Source organism: Streptomyces sp. NPDC048600, from assembly GCF_055587025.1.
In genome coordinates, this window is record NZ_JBVJGZ010000006.1 from 372,064 (window position 1) to 388,804 (window position 16,741).

The 16,741-nt window shown below is 71.8% G+C and carries 17 protein-coding genes; 7 read left to right on the forward strand and 10 right to left on the reverse strand.

Features of this window, described 5'->3' with window-relative positions; all coding sequences use genetic code 11:
- Positions 1 to 4: 4 nt before the first annotated feature.
- The 3 genes from ACZ6SQ_RS11510 to ACZ6SQ_RS11520 form a co-directional block, all read right to left on the reverse strand.
- Positions 5 to 1,591 (reverse strand): ABC transporter substrate-binding protein, encoded by a 1,587-nt coding sequence (locus tag ACZ6SQ_RS11510; protein ID WP_469559517.1) that lies wholly within the window; start codon positions 1,589 to 1,591, stop codon positions 5 to 7.
- 137 nt (positions 1,592 to 1,728) lie between these two features.
- Positions 1,729 to 2,667, reverse strand: coding sequence for a class A beta-lactamase (gene bla / locus ACZ6SQ_RS11515; RefSeq protein WP_469559611.1), 939 nt, complete (start codon positions 2,665 to 2,667; stop codon positions 1,729 to 1,731).
- An 86-nt stretch (positions 2,668 to 2,753) separates the two neighbouring features.
- Positions 2,754 to 4,250 (reverse strand): alpha/beta hydrolase, encoded by a 1,497-nt coding sequence (locus ACZ6SQ_RS11520; RefSeq protein ID WP_469559519.1) that lies wholly within the window; start codon positions 4,248 to 4,250, stop codon positions 2,754 to 2,756.
- A 149-nt stretch (positions 4,251 to 4,399) separates the two neighbouring features.
- On the opposite strand from ACZ6SQ_RS11520, the gene ACZ6SQ_RS11525 reads away from it, so the two are divergent.
- Genes ACZ6SQ_RS11525 through ACZ6SQ_RS11535 form a run of 3 tightly spaced genes read left to right on the forward strand, consistent with a single transcriptional unit; the run spans position 4,400 to position 6,653 of the window.
- Positions 4,400 to 5,005, forward strand: coding sequence for a DUF1266 domain-containing protein (locus tag ACZ6SQ_RS11525; RefSeq protein ID WP_469559522.1), 606 nt, complete (start codon positions 4,400 to 4,402; stop codon positions 5,003 to 5,005).
- 49 nt (positions 5,006 to 5,054) lie between these two features.
- Positions 5,055 to 5,801, forward strand: coding sequence for a DNA repair protein RecO (recO, locus tag ACZ6SQ_RS11530; protein ID WP_469559525.1), 747 nt, complete (start codon positions 5,055 to 5,057; stop codon positions 5,799 to 5,801).
- Positions 5,802 to 5,819: 18 nt separating this feature from the next.
- On the forward strand, positions 5,820 to 6,653 hold the full coding sequence (locus ACZ6SQ_RS11535) for an isoprenyl transferase (RefSeq protein WP_469559526.1): 834 nt from the start codon (positions 5,820 to 5,822) through the stop codon (positions 6,651 to 6,653).
- 192 nt (positions 6,654 to 6,845) lie between these two features.
- Here ACZ6SQ_RS11535 and ACZ6SQ_RS11540 read toward each other — a convergent pair whose 3' ends face one another.
- The 4 genes from ACZ6SQ_RS11540 to ACZ6SQ_RS11555 are packed head-to-tail and all read right to left on the reverse strand — an operon-like array spanning position 6,846 to position 9,964.
- Positions 6,846 to 7,259 carry a Fur family transcriptional regulator gene (locus ACZ6SQ_RS11540; protein ID WP_386378405.1) on the reverse strand — a complete coding sequence of 138 codons (414 nt, stop codon included), beginning with the start codon at positions 7,257 to 7,259 and terminating at the stop codon, positions 6,846 to 6,848.
- A 58-nt stretch (positions 7,260 to 7,317) separates the two neighbouring features.
- Complete coding sequence (locus ACZ6SQ_RS11545; RefSeq protein WP_469559530.1) at positions 7,318 to 8,220, reverse strand: metal ABC transporter permease; 903 nt, start codon at positions 8,218 to 8,220, stop codon at positions 7,318 to 7,320.
- Positions 8,220 to 8,987 (reverse strand): metal ABC transporter ATP-binding protein, encoded by a 768-nt coding sequence (locus tag ACZ6SQ_RS11550; RefSeq protein WP_386378403.1) that lies wholly within the window; start codon positions 8,985 to 8,987, stop codon positions 8,220 to 8,222. Before ACZ6SQ_RS11550 ends, ACZ6SQ_RS11545 begins: the two co-directional genes overlap by 1 nt.
- A gap of 17 nt (positions 8,988 to 9,004) precedes the next feature.
- Positions 9,005 to 9,964 carry a metal ABC transporter substrate-binding protein gene (locus ACZ6SQ_RS11555; RefSeq protein ID WP_469559534.1) on the reverse strand — a complete coding sequence of 320 codons (960 nt, stop codon included), beginning with the start codon at positions 9,962 to 9,964 and terminating at the stop codon, positions 9,005 to 9,007.
- A 216-nt stretch (positions 9,965 to 10,180) separates the two neighbouring features.
- On the opposite strand from ACZ6SQ_RS11555, the gene ACZ6SQ_RS11560 reads away from it, so the two are divergent.
- Positions 10,181 to 11,563, forward strand: coding sequence for a glycine--tRNA ligase (locus ACZ6SQ_RS11560; RefSeq protein WP_386378401.1), 1,383 nt, complete (start codon positions 10,181 to 10,183; stop codon positions 11,561 to 11,563).
- Positions 11,564 to 11,672: 109 nt separating this feature from the next.
- Here the strand turns inward: ACZ6SQ_RS11560 and ACZ6SQ_RS11565 are convergent, their stop codons facing one another.
- Positions 11,673 to 12,725 (reverse strand): chitinase, encoded by a 1,053-nt coding sequence (locus ACZ6SQ_RS11565; protein WP_469559538.1) that lies wholly within the window; start codon positions 12,723 to 12,725, stop codon positions 11,673 to 11,675.
- A 197-nt stretch (positions 12,726 to 12,922) separates the two neighbouring features.
- Here ACZ6SQ_RS11565 and ACZ6SQ_RS11570 point away from each other — a divergent pair, with 197 nt between their 5' ends.
- Both ACZ6SQ_RS11570 and ACZ6SQ_RS11575 read left to right on the forward strand, forming a co-directional pair.
- Positions 12,923 to 13,924 (forward strand): aldo/keto reductase, encoded by a 1,002-nt coding sequence (locus ACZ6SQ_RS11570; RefSeq protein WP_469559540.1) that lies wholly within the window; start codon positions 12,923 to 12,925, stop codon positions 13,922 to 13,924.
- A 65-nt stretch (positions 13,925 to 13,989) separates the two neighbouring features.
- Entirely contained in the window at positions 13,990 to 14,574 is a 585-nt protein-coding gene (locus ACZ6SQ_RS11575; RefSeq protein WP_469559543.1) for a TetR/AcrR family transcriptional regulator, read from the forward strand.
- An 18-nt stretch (positions 14,575 to 14,592) separates the two neighbouring features.
- On the opposite strand, the gene ACZ6SQ_RS11580 is transcribed toward ACZ6SQ_RS11575, so the two are convergent.
- On the reverse strand, positions 14,593 to 14,922 hold the full coding sequence (locus tag ACZ6SQ_RS11580) for a hypothetical protein (protein ID WP_469559545.1): 330 nt from the start codon (positions 14,920 to 14,922) through the stop codon (positions 14,593 to 14,595).
- Complete coding sequence (locus tag ACZ6SQ_RS11585) at positions 14,919 to 15,386, reverse strand: hypothetical protein (RefSeq protein WP_469559614.1); 468 nt, start codon at positions 15,384 to 15,386, stop codon at positions 14,919 to 14,921. The genes ACZ6SQ_RS11580 and ACZ6SQ_RS11585 overlap by 4 nt, the downstream gene beginning before the upstream one ends.
- A gap of 193 nt (positions 15,387 to 15,579) precedes the next feature.
- On the opposite strand from ACZ6SQ_RS11585, the gene dusB reads away from it, so the two are divergent.
- Entirely contained in the window at positions 15,580 to 16,734 is a 1,155-nt protein-coding gene (gene dusB / locus ACZ6SQ_RS11590; RefSeq protein ID WP_469559547.1) for a tRNA dihydrouridine synthase DusB, read from the forward strand.
- Positions 16,735 to 16,741 lie beyond the last annotated feature (7 nt).

Genomic DNA, 16,741 nt, shown 5'->3' on the forward strand with positions numbered 1-16,741 from the left:
GCCGTCAGATCCACTTCGCCCGGAGCAGGTTGACGCCCGGGTAGGGCTGGGCGCGCAGGCCGGTCAGCCGCCGGGGGTCCCACGCGGTCATCAGCTCGTTGTGGACGACCGGGTACAGCACCCCCTGCTCGGCGACCACGTCGATGTAGTCCTGGATCATCGCCTTCTTGCGCTCCGGGTCGGGTTCGCGGGTGGCCCGGTCCATGTCCGCGAACAGGCCCCGCGCGACCGGGTCGCCGGCCCAGCGGGCGTAGCCCGTCCACAGGTTCTGCGGGCCATGGTTGTAGTGCATGATCAGGTCGGCGTCGAGCCCGAACTGGCCGGGGTTGGAGGCCGCGGCGACCACCTGGTAGTCGCGCTTCTGGTCCAGCTTGGTGAACACGGCCGTCGTCTCCTGCGGCGACAGCGTCGTACGCACCCCGATCGCGTCCCAGGACGCCTTGATCGTGGGCAGGCAGTCGACGACCCAGCTGACGTTCACCGACATGATGTCGACCTTCAGCCGCTTCACCCCGGCCGCCCTGAGCAGGGCGCGCGCCCGGTCCGGGTCGTGGGTGTAGACGGTGCGGGCCCGCCGGTACGCCGGATGTCCCTCGTCCAGGAACGACGAGGCCGGGGTGCCGTGCCCCTTCAGGGCGACCTGGACGAGCTTGTCGGTGTCGACGGCGTACCGCAGCGCCTGCCGCACCCGTACGTCGTCGAACGGTTCGTGCCGGGTGTTGAACATCAGGAACAGGTTGTTCATCCCGGACCCGCCCGCCACCGACAGCCCGTCGTCGCGCAGCCGGCCGATGTCGGCGTAGGGGATGTTGTCCGCGATCTGCGCGCCCGCGCCGGACATCCGGGCCACGCGCGGGGCGGCGTCCACGATCGACAGCCAGTTCATCCTGCGGAAGGCCGGGCGCAGCGGGCCGTTGTAGCCGGCGAACGCCTCGAAGGCCGTGTTCGACCTCGGATGGTGGGCCGTCTGCCGGTACGGCCCCGAGCCCACCGCCAGTCCCCTGATCGCCTCGTCCCAGGCGCCGGGCCGCCCGAACACATGCCGGGGCATGACCTTGGCGAGGGTGAGCCGGGAAAGGCCCTCGGGGAACGGGAACTTGAGCACCAGTTCGACACTACGCGGCCCGGTCGCGCGCACGCTCTCCAGCCAGGGCGCGAAGAACCCCTTCACCAGGGTCTGGGTGCCCGGGTCCAGGACGCGGTCGAAGACGAACACCACGTCGTCCGCGGTGACGGGCCGTCCGTCGTGGAACACCGCGCCGCGCCGCAGATCGAACCGCCACCGGGTGGCCCGGGGATCGGCGGGAAGCGCGACGGCGAGCGCGGGATGGGGCGCGCGGGACACCGGATCGGTGTCGACCAGCCCCTCGTAGAGATGGTTGTTCGCCGCCATGGAGAACGCGGACGCCGTCTGCGTCGGGTCCCAGCTGCCGTCGTTGCCGTACCCGATCACCGCCGTCAGCGTCGTCCCGCCCCCGCCGACGGCGATCGTCGACTCGGGACCGCACCCCGGCACCGCGGCGCCCGCACCGAGCGCACCGGCGAACGTCAGCAGCGACCGGCGGTGGGGCGCCGGAACACCAGGAGCCACGTCGGCCTCCTCCAGGGGGAGGTGAAGCGTCCGATCTTCTTCCGGTCCGTCATGTTACGTGCGCTTATGTCCCCTGCGCGGGACCGACGCCTGCCCCTGTACGGCGTCGGCCCCACGCGTCCGTAGCGGTCAGGGGGTCAGACGAGGGTCTCCGCCAGGAGTTCGGCCGTCTCCTTGATCAGGGCGTCGACGCGGGGTGCGTCCGGGGTGGGGCGGGTCGACTGGATGCTCAGGAGCAGGGGGACGCCGCGGTCGGTCCAGGCGATGCCCACGTCGTTGTTGGTGCCGTACGAGCCGCCGCCCGTCTTGTCGGCCACCCGCCAGCCGACGGGCAGGCCGGCCCGCAGCCGGGTGGTGCTGGTCGTGTTGGACAGCAGCCAGTGGGTCAGCAGCTCGCGGTCCGGGGCGTTCAGGGCCCGGCCCAGGACGAGACGGGCGTAGGTGCGGCCGATCGCCCGCGGCGTCGTGACGTCGGTGCGCCGCCACGGCTCGGCCGTGTTCAGCTCGGGCTCCCAGCGGTCCAACCGGGTCACCGGGTCGCCCAGCGAGCGGGCGAAGCGGGTGATCGCCGTGGGGCCGCCCAGTTCGCGCAGCAGCAGGTTGCCCGCCGTGTTGTCGCTGTGGGTGATCGCGACCTCGGCCAGCTCGGCGACCGTCATCCCGGTCTCCAGATGTGCCTCGGTGATGTCCGAGTTCTCGACGATGTCGTCCCGCGTGTAGTGGATGCGCCGGGCGAGGACCTCGCCGTCCCTGTCCAGGTCGCGCAGGACGGCCGCCGAGGCCAGCGTCTTGAACAGGGAGCAGACGGGGAACCGCTCGTCCTCGCGGTGGGCGACCGTTCGCCCGGTGAGGACGTTGCGGGCGTACACGCCGAGCCGGGCTCCGTGCACCGCCTCCAGCTCGAGCAGCCGGGGGGTCACCGGGTCGGGGGCGGCCGGGCCCGAGGCGTGGGCCGCGGGGGCCGCCGCCAGCAGGGCCGTCGCGGTGACGGCACCGGTGGCGGCGAGGAGCGAACGCCGGGACGGGGAGGGTACGGACGATGAGATGACGACCTCCGGAACTCGGCGGAGGCGCACCGCCCAGGCGGCGGGCACCCCCGCGAACGGGATGATCTTCCACTCCCAGGGACGTCCGGGGTGCCCGCCGTAGTTGCCCCGGACCGTCAGCGGCAGTACAGATCGCCGTCCGGGCGCTCGCCCGTGGCCAGGAAACGGGAGACCGCGGCGTCGCCGCAGGCGTTGCCGTTGGCCAGATAGGCGTCGTGGCCGGTGGAGTTCACCGTGACCATCACGGCACGCCGGCCGAGCGCCTCGCGCAGCTTGAGGGCGCCGCTGAGCGGGGTGGCGACGTCCCGCTCGTTCTGCACCAGCAGGAAGGAGGAACGGCCCCGGTCGGTGATCCGCACCGGCGGCTCCTGCGGGGTGAACGGCCAGGCGGCGCACGCCATCGCGTTGCGCGGCATACCGGCGGTGAGCGGGAACTTCGCCCGGCTGACGGTGACGTCCTTCTGGTACACGGCGGCCTCGCGCGGGAAGTCCACGTCGTTGCAGATCGTCCCCATCGCCACGGCCGTGACGTTCTGGAGCAGCTCCTCGGGCGGGGCGGGCGGAGCGGGCGGCAGCTGGCCCCCGCGCGCGGCGTCGATCAGCCGGACGAGCCCGGGGAAGTCGTCGGGGTCGTAGAGGCTGGACAGCATCGCCTGGCGCAGTTCGTTGCCGTCCAGCACGGGCGGGTTGGCGCCCGGCCACGGCAGCGGCTCCCGGTCGAGCCTCGCGGCCAGCTCCAGGAACACGCGCCGCACCCCGGCCGGGGTCTCGGCGATCCGGTGCGGTGTGCCCGGCGCCGAGGCGTACGCGGCGAACCGCGGGAAGGTGTCCTCCACGCCCCGCTCGAACCCGGCGAGCCAGGCGCGGCCGACCCGCCCGGGGTCCGGGTCGTCGTTGCTGTCGAGCACGAACCGGTCGGTGCGGTGCGGGAACAGCTCGCCGTAGACCGCGCCGACGTACGTGCCGTACGACACACCCCACGCCGAGATCCTGCGCTCCCCGAGGGCGGCCCGGACGCGGTCCAGGTCCCGGGCCTCGTTGCGGGTGCTGATGTGCCGGATCAGCTCGTCGGCGTTGGCGGCGCAGGCCCCGGACATCCGGCGGGCGTTGGCCATGTTCCCGGCCACCGAGCCGTCGGGCGCCGGCCAGGGCCGCAGCTTGGTCGCGGCGAGGTCGGAGGTCTCCAGCTCACAGCCGACCGCCGTGGAGGGGGCCATGCCGCGCGGGGCGAAGCCGATCAGGTCGTAGGCGTCCCGGACCTCCTTCGGCAGCAGCGCGGCCTTCTCCGAGGGCTGGCCGAGACTGTCCCCGCCGGGTCCGCCCGGGATCAGCAGCAGGGCGCCGCGGCGGGCGGCCGGGTTCTCGCTGGGCAGCCGCGAGACGGCGATGTCGATCTGCCGGCCGTGCGGGTCGGCGTAGTCCATGGGGACCTTCACGGTGGCGCACTGCTGACGGGGGTCGAGGCCCTGGCCCTCGCAGCTGGTCCACTTCAGCGGCTCGGCGGCCCGCACGGGGGTCGCCGTCGCGGGGGCGGTGAGACCGAGGACCAGGGCCGCCGCGGAGGCGGTCGCGGACAGACTGACGATGCTGGCGATGCGGGTCGGCTTCTTCATGCTCCGAGCCTCGTGGATCACGCCCACCCGTCCCATCCGGTCAACGGCCCACTTCCCAGGGGGGTTTACCCCAGCACCGACCTCGGGGCCGTCCCCGGCGACGGGGACGCCCCGGGCGCCGGGAGCGGGGTGACGTAGGGTGCTGGGCCATGAGATTCCCGGATCTGCTGAGGTGGCGGCGCCGCGGGCCGAGGGCCGAGCGGCGGTTCCGCACGCCCCTCACCCGCCACCAGCTGTGGATGGTCTCCCTCGGCGCCCCCGCCGCCTGGGACGCGGGCCCCTCGCGCACGACCCTCTACCCCCTCGCCCGGCTCGACGACGACGGCGTCCGCCGGCGACTGGCCGAGCAGTGGGGCATCCGCGGCAGACAGGACCTCGTCGCCCGGCTCGACGGACTGTCCAGGACCGGGGACCGGGCCCGCGCGCAGCGGATGCTCGGCGTCGCCCCGCTCGCCTGGGACGCCGCGCAGTACGTCGAGATCTCCCGGCGCGCCTTCGCCGCGGGCCTGATCAGCGAGGCCGACGCCTGGACGGCGCTGAAGAACATCGTCCCGTCCGTCGCCCGCACCTACGCCTCCTGGCAGGAGTACGGCGAGCACTACCTGCTCGGCCGCGGCCTGGGCCGGAGCGGGCTCCCGGATCTCGCCTTCCCCGGCGAGGACGAGGTGCGCGCCCTGCTCGACCCGGAGAACCGCGCGAGCCCCTGGAACGTCGTCCCCTGGGACACCATCTACGACCCGGACCGCCCCCGCTGACTTGGGGCCATCGGCCCTGGCGGCCGTCCGCATACGGGAGAATGAGGGCATGAGTCTGTTCCGCGACGACGGCATCGTGCTGCGCACCCAGAAGCTGGGCGAGGCGGACCGGATCATCACCCTGCTCACCCGCGGCCACGGACGGGTGCGGGCCGTCGCCCGGGGCGTGCGGCGGACCAAGTCCAAGTTCGGCGCCCGGCTCGAACCGTTCTCGCACGTGGACGTGCAGTTCTTCGCGCGCGGCAGCGAGCTGATCGGCCGCGGACTGCCGCTGTGCACCCAGAGCGAGACCATCGCGCCGTACGGCGGCGGGATCGTCACCGACTACGCCCGCTACACCGCGGGCACCGCCATGCTGGAGACCGCCGAGCGGTTCACCGACCACGAGGGCGAGCCGGCCGTGCAGCAGTACCTGCTGCTGGTCGGGGCGCTGCGCACCCTGGCCCGCGGCGAGCACGCCCCGCACCTCGTCCTCGACGCCTTCCTGCTGCGCTCCCTCGCCGTCAACGGCTACGCACCGAGCTTCGGCGACTGCGCGAAGTGCGGGATGCCGGGTCCGAACCGTTTCTTCTCCGTGGCCGCGGGCGGCTCCGTGTGCGTCGACTGCCGGGTGCCCGGTAGCGTCGTCCCGTCGCCGCAGGCGCTGGTGCTGCTCGGCGCTCTGCTCACGGGAGACTGGGAGACCGCGGACGCCTGCGAACCGCGGTACGTCCGGGAGGGGAGCGGGCTGGTCTCCGCCTATCTGCACTGGCACATGGAGCGCGGGCTGCGTTCCCTTCGGTACGTGGAAAAGTAAGAGAGAGACGAGAAGCACATGGTCGTACGCGGGTTCCTGGGGCGCCAGCGGCGCGAGTACAGGACGCCGGAGCCGCACCCGTCCGGCGCGCGGCCGCCGAAGCTGCCGGGCGAGCTGATCCCGAACCACGTGGCGATCGTGATGGACGGGAACGGCCGCTGGGCCAAGGAGCGCGGGCTGCCGCGCACCGAGGGTCACAAGGTCGGCGCGGAGCGGGTCCTCGACGTGCTCCAGGGCGCCATCGAGATGGGCGTCGGCGCGATCTCCCTGTACGCCTTCTCCACGGAGAACTGGAAGCGCTCGCCCGACGAGGTGCGCTTCCTGATGAACTTCAACCGCGACTTCATCCGCAAGACCCGCGACCAGCTCGACGAGCTGGGCATCCGGGTGCGCTGGGTGGGCCGCATGCCCAAGCTGTGGAAGTCGGTCGCCAAGGAGCTCCAGATCGCCCAGGAGCAGACCAAGGACAACGACCGGCTCACGCTGTACTTCTGCATGAACTACGGCGGCCGCGCGGAGATCGCCGACGCCGCGCAGGCCCTCGCCGAGGATGTGAGGGCGGGCCGCCTCGACCCGTCGAAGGTCAACGAGAAGACCCTGTCCAAGTACATGTACTACCCGGACATGCCGGACGTGGACCTCTTCCTGCGGCCGAGCGGCGAGCAGCGCACCTCCAACTACCTGCTGTGGCAGAGCGCCTACGCGGAGATGGTCTTCCAGGACGTGCTGTGGCCGGACTTCGACCGGCGTGATCTGTGGCGGGCCTGTCTGGAGTTCGCCTCCCGCGACCGACGCTTCGGCGGCGCCATCCCGAACGAGGAACTGGCCGCGATGGAGGGCAGGCTCCCGTAGGACGCCCGCGGGCCCGGGGGTGGTGACCTCCGCGCGGCCGGGTGCGGATACGCCGTGGTCGCTCGCGCAGTTCCCCGCGCCCCTCAGGGCGTGCCACTGACGCGCCTCGAAGGGGCGCGGGGAACTGCGCGACCAGCCACCCACCACTCGCACCCGGCAGCCGGAGATCAACCACCCCCGAACACGCCCGGCTCAGCCGCGCGCAGCGCACTCCGCACAGGTGCCGAAGATCTCCACCGTGTGCGCCACGTTCACGAAGCCGTGCTCCGCGGCGATGGCCTCCGCCCAGGACTCCACCGCCGGGCCCTCGACCTCCACGGCCTTGCCGCAGGACCGGCACACCAGGTGATGGTGGTGCTCACCCGTCGAGCAGCGGCGGTAGACGGACTCGCCGTCGGAGGTGCGCAGGACGTCGACCTCGCCGGCGTCGGCGAGGGACTGAAGGGTCCGGTAGACCGTGGTCAGGCCCACCGAGTCGCCCTTGTGCTTGAGCATGTCGTGCAGTTCCTGCGCGCTGCGGAACTCGTCGACCTCGTCGAGGGCGGCCGCCACCGCGGCTCGCTGCCGGGTGGAACGGCCCTTGACGGGCGGTCCAGCGGTCGTCACCGGTTGCCTCCTCACGTCTCGCCTGCCGGGCCATTGTGCCAGCCCGGGTGGAAGGCGGTCAGACGCCGACTTCCCGCTCCGGGCCGCGTCCGGCCGGAATCGCGCACTCTGCCGGGTCCCCGGCCGGGTGCGCCGCGGCCGCGGCCCGCGCCCTGCGCCTGGCCAGTGGGGCGGCCAGCGCGGTCAGCGTGATGAACGCGGCGATGGCCAGCAGCACGATCGTCGCGCCGGGCGGTACGTCCTGGTAGTACGACGTGATCGTGCCGCCCAGGGTCACCCCGACACCGATCGTCACGGCGAGGGCGAAGGTGGCGGCGAAACTGCGGCTGATCTGCTGGGCGGCGGCCACCGGGACCACCATCAGCGCGGACACCAGCAGCAGGCCCACCACGCGCATGGCGACGGTGACGGTGACCGCGGCGGTCACGGCGACGAGCAGGTTCAGCGCGCGCACCGGCAGGCCGGTGACCCGGGCGAACTCCTCGTCCTGGCTGACGGCGAACAGCTGGCGGCGCAGCAGCAGCGTGGTGAGGATCACGAACCCGGCCAGGACGCAGATGGCGGTCACGTCGGACTCGGACACCGTGGACAGCGAGCCGAACAGGAACGACATCAGATTGGCGTTGGCGCCGCCGGGCGCGAGGTTGATCAGCATCACGCCGCCGGCCATGCCGCCGTAGAAGAGCATGGCGAGGGCGATGTCGCCGCGGGTCCTGCCGTACCAGCGGATCAGCTCCATCAGGACCGCGCCCGCGACGGAGACCAGGGTGGCCATCCACACCGGGGACCAGGAGAGCATGAAGCCGAGGCCGACACCGGTCATGGCGACATGGCCGATGCCGTCGCCCATCAGGGCCTGGCGGCGCTGGACGAGGTAGATGCCGATCGCCGGGGCGGTGATGCCGACGAGGACGGCGGCGAGCAGGGCCCGCTGCATGAAGGCGTAGTTCAGGAATTCCATCAGCTCAGCAGTCCCGTCCGGATCGGTTCGGCGTCGTGAGCCGCGTGCGGGTGGACATGGTCGTGGCCGGGCAGCGCGTGCTGGCCGACGGCCTCCGGCGGCGGGCCGTCGTGCAGGACGCAGCCGTCGCGCAGGACGACCGCCCGGTCGATCAGGGGCTCCAGCGGGCCCAGTTCGTGCAGCACGAGCAGCACGGTGGCGCCCGCGGCGACCTGGGTGCGCAGGGTCTCGGCGAGCACCTCCTGGCTGGCGAGGTCGACGCCCGCCATGGGCTCGTCCATGATCAGCAGCTCGGGCTCGGAGGCCAGCGCGCGGGCGATCAGCACCCGCTGGTGCTGGCCGCCCGACAGGGCCTCCACCGGGTCCTTGGCCCGGTCGGCCATGCCGACCAGCTCCAGGGCACGGCGTACGGCGGCGTGGTCGGCCTTGCGCAGGACGCCGAGACGGGCGCGGGAGAGCCGGCCCGCCGAGACGACCTCGGTGACGGTGGCTGGCACGCCGCCCGCGGCGGTGGTGCGCTGCGGTACGTAGCCCACACGCGCCCAGTCGCGGAAGCGGCGGCGCGGGGTGCCGAAGAGTTCGATCTCTCCGGCGGACACCGGGACCTGGCCGATGACGCTGCGGATCGCGGTCGACTTGCCGGAGCCGTTCGCGCCGAGCAGCGCGACGACCTCGCCGCGGCGGACGGTGAGGTCGATGCCGCGCAGCACGGTGCGGGAACCCAGCTCGGCGCGCACGCCGCGCAGGGAGATGACGGGCTCGCCCATGGCGTCCTCCGTGACGGTCATTTCGTGCCCAGGGCGGTCTGGAGGGCCTTGAGGTTGGCCCGCATGACCTGGAGGTAGTCGTCGCCGCGGGACTTGTCGGTGATGCCCTCGAGCGGATCGAGGACGTCGGTGCGCAGTCCGGCGTCGGAGGCGAGGGTCTTCGCGGTCTTGTCGGAGACGAGGGTCTCGTAGAAGACGGTGGTGACGCCGTCGGCCTCGGCCTCCTCCTGGAGTTCCTTGATCCGGGCGGGGCTGGGCTCGCTCTCCGGGTCGAGGCCGGAGATGGCCTCCTGGGTCAGGCCGTAGCGCTCGGCGAGGTAGCCGAAGGCGGTGTGGTTGGTGAAGAACGTCTTGGTCTTCGTGTCCTTCAGGCCCTGCGCGAAGGCGGTGTCGAGGCCGCCGAGCTCCTCGACCAGGGCGGCGGTGTTCTTCCGGTAGTCGGCGGCGTGCTCCGGGTCGGCCTTCTCGAAGGCCTTGCCGACGCCCTCGGCGATCTCGGCGTACCGGACCGGGTCGAGCCAGACGTGCGGGTCGAGGTGGGAGCCCTCCTCGGAGCCCTCCTCGGCGGAGCCGCCGTGGTCGTGACCGTCCTCGACGCCGAGGTCCTCGAGGTGCGTGAGCTTCGCCGCGTCGATCTTCGTGCCGGCCGAGGACTGCCCCACCGCGTCGTCCACGGCGGGCTGGAGACCGGCGAGATAGAGGACGGCGTCGGACTCCTGGAGCTGCGCGGTCTGGCGGGCGCTGATCTCCAGGTCGTGCGGCTCCTGGCCGGGCTCGGTGAGGGTGGTGACGCTGACGTGCGCCCCGCCGATCCGCTCGGCGAGGAACTCCATCGGATAGAAGGACGCCACGACATCGAACTTGTCCGTGTTGCCCGCGGCCGCGCCGGCGGTGGAGCAGGCGGACAGGGTGCCCATGCCGAGCAGGCCGACCGCGGCGAGCGCGAGCCCGGATATGTGATGTCGTCGTACGTTCATGACACTCATTTTCAGCAACGATGGAAACCATTGTCAACAAGCCTGCGGAACGGCCCGGAGGCCGGACCGATTTGGTCGAGGGGCAGGCAACGCCGGTAACCTGAAGCATTCGCTGGAAGCACCTCGCTTCGCCCGCCCGTCTCCCGACCACCACCCCTCATCGAGGCGCTACGCGCCGCACCCGTCAGCATTCGTCGTCGTAATGAAGAGAGCACCGTGGCCGCCGACAAGATCGACACCATCGTCAGCCTGAGCAAGCGCCGTGGCTTCGTTTTCCCTTGCAGTGAGATCTACGGCGGTCAGCGTGCCGCCTGGGACTACGGGCCGCTGGGTGTCGAGCTCAAGGAGAACATCAAGCGCCAGTGGTGGCGCTACATGGTGACCTCGCGCGAGGACGTCGTCGGTATCGACTCCTCCGTGATCCTCGCCCCCGAGGTCTGGGTCGCCTCCGGTCACGTCGCCACGTTCACCGACCCGCTCACCGAGTGCACCTCTTGTCACAAGCGGTTCCGCGCGGACCACCTGGAGGAGGCCTTCGAGGAGAAGAAGGGCCGCGCCCCCGAGAACGGCCTGGCCGACATCAACTGCCCCAACTGCGGCACCAAGGGTCAGTTCACCGAGCCCAAGCAGTTCTCCGGCCTGCTCTCCACGCACCTCGGCCCGACCCAGGACTCCGGCTCGGTCGCCTATCTGCGTCCCGAGACCGCCCAGGGCATCTTCACCAACTTCGCCCAGGTGCAGACCACCTCGCGCCGCAAGCCGCCGTTCGGCATCGCGCAGATGGGCAAGTCCTTCCGCAACGAGATCACGCCCGGCAACTTCATCTTCCGCACCCGCGAGTTCGAGCAGATGGAGATGGAGTTCTTCGTCAAGCCGGGCGAGGACGAGAAGTGGCAGGAGTACTGGATGGAGCAGCGCTGGAACTGGTACACCGGCCTGGGCCTGCGTGAAGAGAACATGCGCTGGTACGACCACCCGCAGGAGAAGCTCTCCCACTACTCCAAGCGCACCGCCGACATCGAGTACCGCTTCCAGTTCGGCGGCTCGGAGTGGGGCGAGCTGGAGGGTGTCGCCAACCGCACCGACTACGACCTCGGCGCGCACTCCAAGGCCTCCGGCCAGGACCTGTCCTACTTCGACCAGGAGGCCGGCGAGCGCTGGACTCCGTACGTCATCGAGCCCGCGGCCGGTGTCGGCCGCACCATGCTCGCCTTCCTGCTGGACGCCTACGTCGAGGACGAGGCGCCCAACGCCAAGGGCAAGATGGAGAAGCGGACCGTGCTCCGCCTCGACCACCGCCTCGCCCCGGTGAAGGTCGCGGTGCTCCCGCTGTCCCGCAACCCCGAGCTGTCCCCGAAGGCCAAGGGGCTCGCCCAGGCGCTGCGCCAGCACTGGAACATCGAGTTCGACGACGCCGGTGCGATCGGGCGGCGCTACCGCCGTCAGGACGAGATCGGTACGCCGTTCTGTGTCACGGTCGACTTCGACACGCTCGACGACAACGCGGTGACCGTGCGTGAGCGCGACACGATGAAGCAGGAGCGCGTGTCGCTGGACCAGATCGAGGGGTACCTCGCCTCGCGTCTGATCGGCTGCTGACCGACGTTTCCGCTGAGGTACCAGGGGGCTCCGCCCCCTGGACCCCCGGCCTTTGCCCACCCTCCCGTCCGGAACCGCCGGTCGGGAGGGTGGGCTCTTTGCTTTTCGGTCAACGGCCCTGGAGCGCCTTGACGTTGTCGCCGAAGGTCCAGTTCTTCGAGCCGTCCCAGTTGACCGACCACGTCATCAGGCCCTTGAGGGACGTGCCGTAGTGCCGCCAGGCCTGGGCGACCAGGCTCGGTGACATGTGACCACCGCCCGCGCCGGGCTGGGCGGGCAGGCCCGGGACCTGCTTGTCGTAGGGCACCTTGACGGTCGTGCCCTGGATCACGAGGCCCTTGTTCAGGCAGTCGGTCTGCGCGGTGAAGCCCTGGACGGTGCCGGCCGAGTAGGAGTCGCCGGAGCAGCCGTACATGCTGCCGTTGTAGTACTGCATGTTCAGCCACCACAGGCGGCCGTTGTCCGCGTACTTCTTGATGACGGGCAGGTACGCGCCCCAGATCGAGCCGTAGACGATGCTGCCGCCGGTGACGTAGGCGGTCTCCGGGGCCATGGTCAGGCCGAAGCCGGCGGGCATCTGGGCGAGGACGCCGTCGATGATGCGGATCAGGTTGGCCTGCGAGGGGGAGAGCTGGTTGATGTTGCCGCTGCCCACCAGGCCCGTCTCGATGTCGATGTCGATGCCGTCGAAGTTGTAGCGCTTCAGGATCGGGACGATCGTCGCGACGAAACGGTCGGCGACGGTGGCCGAGCTGAGGTCGATGCCCGCCGTCGCGCCGCCGATGGACAGCAGGATCGTCTGGCCGGAGGCCTTCGCGGCGCACATCTCGGCGGGCGTGGCCACCTTCACGCCGGTGTCCATGCCGTCCTCCCACAGTGCTGTGCCGTCGGAGCGGATGACCGGGAAGGCCGCGTTGATCACGTTGTAGCCGTGGGCGCGGATGCGGGAGTCGGTGATCGGGGTCCAGCCGAAGGGCGGATGGACCCCGTTGGCGGCGCCGTCCCAGTTCTCCCAGTAGCCCTGGAGCACCTTGCCCGTGGGTCGTGGCTTCACCGCGCAGGTGTCGGCGGCGGAGGCGGCGGGCGCGGTGGCGATCGCGAGCGGGGCGAGGACGGCGGTGGTGAGGGCGCAGGTCAGCAGGCGCAGGGCGCGGCGGAGCATCGGGCCTCCCGGTGGGGGTCGGTGAGGTGGCGCTGACATGACAGTGCTCTTGGTCCAGACCTTTCGTCAATAGGTCTGGACCAAACGCCCCTCCGGACGGCGGCTGACATGTATGGACTGACAGATATTGAAATCTGTCAGCTGTCATGCGACAGTGGAGGCACACCACCCCCCACGGCATCCCCAAGGAGCCCCTCATGCGCACTCGCGCTCTCGGAACCACCGGCCCCCAGGTCTCCGCCCTCGGCCTCGGCTGCATGGGCATGTCCGCGCTGTACGGCGAGGCGGACCGGGCCGAGTCCGTCGCGACGATCCACGCCGCCCTGGAGTCCGGCGTGAACCTGCTGGACACCGGCGACTTCTACGGCATGGGCCACAACGAACTGCTGATCGGCGAGGCCCTGCGCACCGCCCCGGCCGCCCTGCGTGAACAGGCCCTGGTCAGCGTGAAGTTCGGCGCCCTGCGCGACCCGGACGGCAACTGGGACGGCTACGACGGCCGCCCGGCCGCGGTGAAGAACTTCGCCGCCTACTCGCTCCAGCGCCTGGGCGTCGACCACATCGACGTCTACCGCATCGCCCGCCTCGACCCCGGCGTGCCGATCGAGGAGACCGTCGGCGCCATCGCCGAGCTGGTCGAGAAGGGCCATGTCCGGCACATCGGACTGAGCGAGGTCGGCGCCGACACCGTCCGCCGGGCCGCCGCCACCGCCCCGATCGCGGACCTCCAGATCGAGTACTCGCTGATCTCCCGCGGCATCGAGGAGTCGGTCCTGCCCGTCACCCGTGAACTGGGCATCTCCGTCACGGCGTACGGCGTTCTCTCCCGCGGCCTGATCTCCGGCCACTTCACCGCCGGACGGCAGCTCGGCACGGGCGACTTCCGGGCCATGTCGCCGCGCTTCCAGGGCGAGAACCTGCGGCACAACCTGGACCTCGTCGAGGCGCTGCGGAAGATCGCCGAACAGAAGGGCGTGAGTGTCGCCCAGATCGCCGTCGCCTGGGTGCTCGCCCAGGGCGAGGACATCGTCCCGCTGGTCGGCGCCCGCACCCGCGAGCGGCTGGCCGAGTCCCTCGGCGCCCTGGACGTGACCCTGGAGGCGGCCGACCTCGCCGCGATCGAGGAGGCCGTACCGGCGGGCGCGGCGGCCGGCGAGCGCTACCCGGCCGCCCAGATGGCCCACCTCGCGACCCGATGACGACCGGGCGGCCCCACGACGGCTCGGCACCGGACCGCCGGACCGTGCCCGGTACCGTCTAGACCATGGCAGCGACCGAGACCCTGACCGCCGAGCGCATCCTCGAGGCGACCGAGGAGGTGCTGCGCCGCCACGGCCCGGCCAAGGCGACCGTGGTGGACGTGGCCCGCGCCCTCGGGGTCAGCCACGGCAGCGTCTACCGGCACTTCCGCACCAAGGCGGCGCTGCGCGAGGCCGTCACCAAGCGCTGGCTGGACCGCACCTCCGAGACGCTCTCCGCGATCGTCGCCGAGGACCGCGACGCCCGGGAGCGGCTGCGCGACTGGCTCGCGGCGCTGCTCGCGGCCAAGCGGCGCAAGGCGGGCGAGGACCCCGAGCTGTTCGCCACCTATATGGTCCTGACCGGCGAGAACACCGCCGCGGTCGGCGAGCACATCGACGATCTCACCGCCCAGCTCACCCGGATTGTCGAGGCCGGTGTCGCCGACGGCGTCTTCGCCGCCGCCGACCCGGAGGCCGCCGCCCGGGCCGTCTTCCAGGCCACCGGCCGCTTCCACGACCCCGGTTACCACAAGGAGTGGGAACAGCCCGGCGTCGAGGCCGAGTTCACCGCGGTCGTCGATCTGCTGCTGCGCGGGCTGCGGGCCTGAGGGCCTGAGGGCCTGAGGTCACAGCGCCGACAGCGCGGCGTACGGCACGAACAGCGCCGGCAGCGTCACCAGCCAGGGCGTCAGCGGCCGTTCCCGGCGCAGCGGCCCGAGCACGTCCGCGAGCAGCACGAGCGCCAGCACGAACAGGCCGCCGCCGACCAGGCCGAACAGTACGAAGCCGCTGCTCTCGATCTGGTCGTAGGTGCAGTGGTCCAGGTCGGGCCGGCGCAGGTCGTCCTCCCCGCAGTGGCCGTGTGCCAGGTACCAGCGGGCGCACAGCAGCGGGACCAGGGCCGGGACGCCCAGCAGCAGGTTCACCAGCAGGGGCAGCGGGTAGCGCCGGATCACCGTCGGGCCTCCCGGCGGGCGCGCAGCTCCGTGGCGTACCCCGTCCCGATCGCGAGCAGCGCCGCCGTCAGGCCGAGACCGGCGGCGGTGGGGTTCATCCACGCGTACGACGGCTCGGCGGAGTAGGTACTGCCGTCGGCGCGGACGCAGTCGAAGGCCAGCGGCAGATAGGACGCCCGGTGGTGGGACAGGCCCGCGACGGTCTCCGGCGGGAAGCCGTCGCGGCAGGCCGGGGCCGGGACGGAGTCGGCACCGTTGCCGAAGCCGTGCTCGGCGGCACCCACCGAGGCCAGCCCCCAGAAGTAGACGGCGGCGGCCCCGGCCGCCGCCAGCCACGCGGCCCGTCGGGCCAGCAGCGGGCGCCAGGGCCCGGGACGGCCCGGCAGGACCGCGGTGAGAACGCCGATCGAGGCGAAGACGATGCCGAGGGCGGCGGCGAGGAAGGCCGGATAGGCCAGCAGCATGATCACGCCCGGTGCCCCCTGCCGGGCCGCGGACGATCGGTGGGACGGGCACGCATCGGCCCAGCTCATCAGTGGCCCCGCCGCGCGGCTGTGGCGGAAGCCACACCTCCGGTCACAGTCCTGTGACAGCCGTCCGGTCATGGGGCGGACGAGCGCAGCCGGACGGCCGCCGGGCGCAGGGCACAATGGAGCAATGGCCACGCCCACCACCGCCCCCGACACCGCGCTGCGGATCGGTCCGCACATCGTCTCGCCGCCCGTCGTCCTCGCCCCCATGGCGGGGATCACGAACGCGCCCTTCCGGACCCTGTGCAGGGAGTTCTCCGGCGGCAAGGGCCTCTACGTCAGCGAGATGATCACCACCCGGGCGCTGGTCGAGCGCAACGAGAAGACCATGCAGCTGGTCCACTTCGACGCGAGCGAGAAGCCGCGCTCGATCCAGCTGTACGGCGTCGACCCCGCGACCGTCGGCAAGGCCGTCCGCATGATCGCGGAGGAGGACCTCGCCGACCACATCGACCTCAACTTCGGCTGTCCCGTGCCGAAGGTGACCCGCAAGGGCGGCGGCTCGGCGCTCCCGTACAAGCGGAACCTGCTGCGGGCCATCCTGCGCGAGGCCGTCAGCGGCGCCGGTGACCTGCCCGTCACCATGAAGATGCGCAAGGGCATCGACGACGACCACCTCACCTACCTCGACGCCGGCCGGATCGCCGTGGAGGAGGGCGTCACCGCCATCGCCCTGCACGGCCGCACCACCGCCCAGCACTACGGCGGCACCGCCGACTGGGACGCCATCGCCCGGCTCAAGGAGCACGTGCCCGAGATCCCCGTCCTCGGCAACGGCGACATCTGGTCCGCCGAGGACGCGCTGCGCATGGTCCGGGAGACCGGCTGCGACGGTGTCGTCGTCGGCCGCGGCTGCCTCGGCCGGCCCTGGCTGTTCGCGGACCTGGTCGCCGCCTTCGAGGGCCGCGCCGACGACCTCGCGCGGCCCTCGCTGCGCCAGGTCGCGGACGTCATGGTCCGGCACGCCACGCTGCTCGGCGAGTGGATCGGCGACGAGGCGCGCGGCGTGATCGACTTCCGCAAGCACGTCGCCTGGTACCTCAAGGGCTTCGCGGTCGGCTCCGAGATGCGCAAGCGGCTCGCGATCACGTCCTCCCTGGAGGCGCTGAGGGCCGGGCTCGACGAACTCGACCTCGACCAGCCGTGGCCCACCGGCGCCGACGGCCCCCGCGGCCGTACGTCCGGCAACAACCGCGTGGTGCTGCCGGACGGCTGGCTGAAGGACCCCTACGACTGCGCGGGCGTCGACGAGGACGCCGAACTGGACACCTCCGGCGGCTGAGCCGGCC

Excerpts from the sequence above, each read along its gene's own strand:
- ACZ6SQ_RS11520 (WP_469559519.1), bottom strand. The coding sequence starts at position 4,250 with ATGAAGAAGCCGACCCGCATCGCCAGCATCGTCAGTCTGTCCGCGACC.
- ACZ6SQ_RS11525 (WP_469559522.1), top strand. The coding sequence starts at position 4,400 with ATGAGATTCCCGGATCTGCTGAGGTGGCGGCGCCGCGGGCCGAGGGCC.
- recO (WP_469559525.1), top strand. The coding sequence starts at position 5,055 with ATGAGTCTGTTCCGCGACGACGGCATCGTGCTGCGCACCCAGAAGCTG.
- ACZ6SQ_RS11535 (WP_469559526.1), top strand. The coding sequence starts at position 5,820 with ATGGTCGTACGCGGGTTCCTGGGGCGCCAGCGGCGCGAGTACAGGACG.
- ACZ6SQ_RS11545 (WP_469559530.1), bottom strand. The coding sequence starts at position 8,220 with ATGGAATTCCTGAACTACGCCTTCATGCAGCGGGCCCTGCTCGCCGCC.
- ACZ6SQ_RS11550 (WP_386378403.1), bottom strand. The coding sequence starts at position 8,987 with ATGGGCGAGCCCGTCATCTCCCTGCGCGGCGTGCGCGCCGAGCTGGGT.
- ACZ6SQ_RS11555 (WP_469559534.1), bottom strand. The coding sequence starts at position 9,964 with ATGAACGTACGACGACATCACATATCCGGGCTCGCGCTCGCCGCGGTC.
- ACZ6SQ_RS11565 (WP_469559538.1), bottom strand. The coding sequence starts at position 12,725 with ATGCTCCGCCGCGCCCTGCGCCTGCTGACCTGCGCCCTCACCACCGCC.
- ACZ6SQ_RS11570 (WP_469559540.1), top strand. The coding sequence starts at position 12,923 with ATGCGCACTCGCGCTCTCGGAACCACCGGCCCCCAGGTCTCCGCCCTC.
- ACZ6SQ_RS11575 (WP_469559543.1), top strand. The coding sequence starts at position 13,990 with ATGGCAGCGACCGAGACCCTGACCGCCGAGCGCATCCTCGAGGCGACC.
- ACZ6SQ_RS11585 (WP_469559614.1), bottom strand. The coding sequence starts at position 15,386 with ATGCTGCTGGCCTATCCGGCCTTCCTCGCCGCCGCCCTCGGCATCGTC.
- dusB (WP_469559547.1), top strand. The coding sequence starts at position 15,580 with ATGGCCACGCCCACCACCGCCCCCGACACCGCGCTGCGGATCGGTCCG.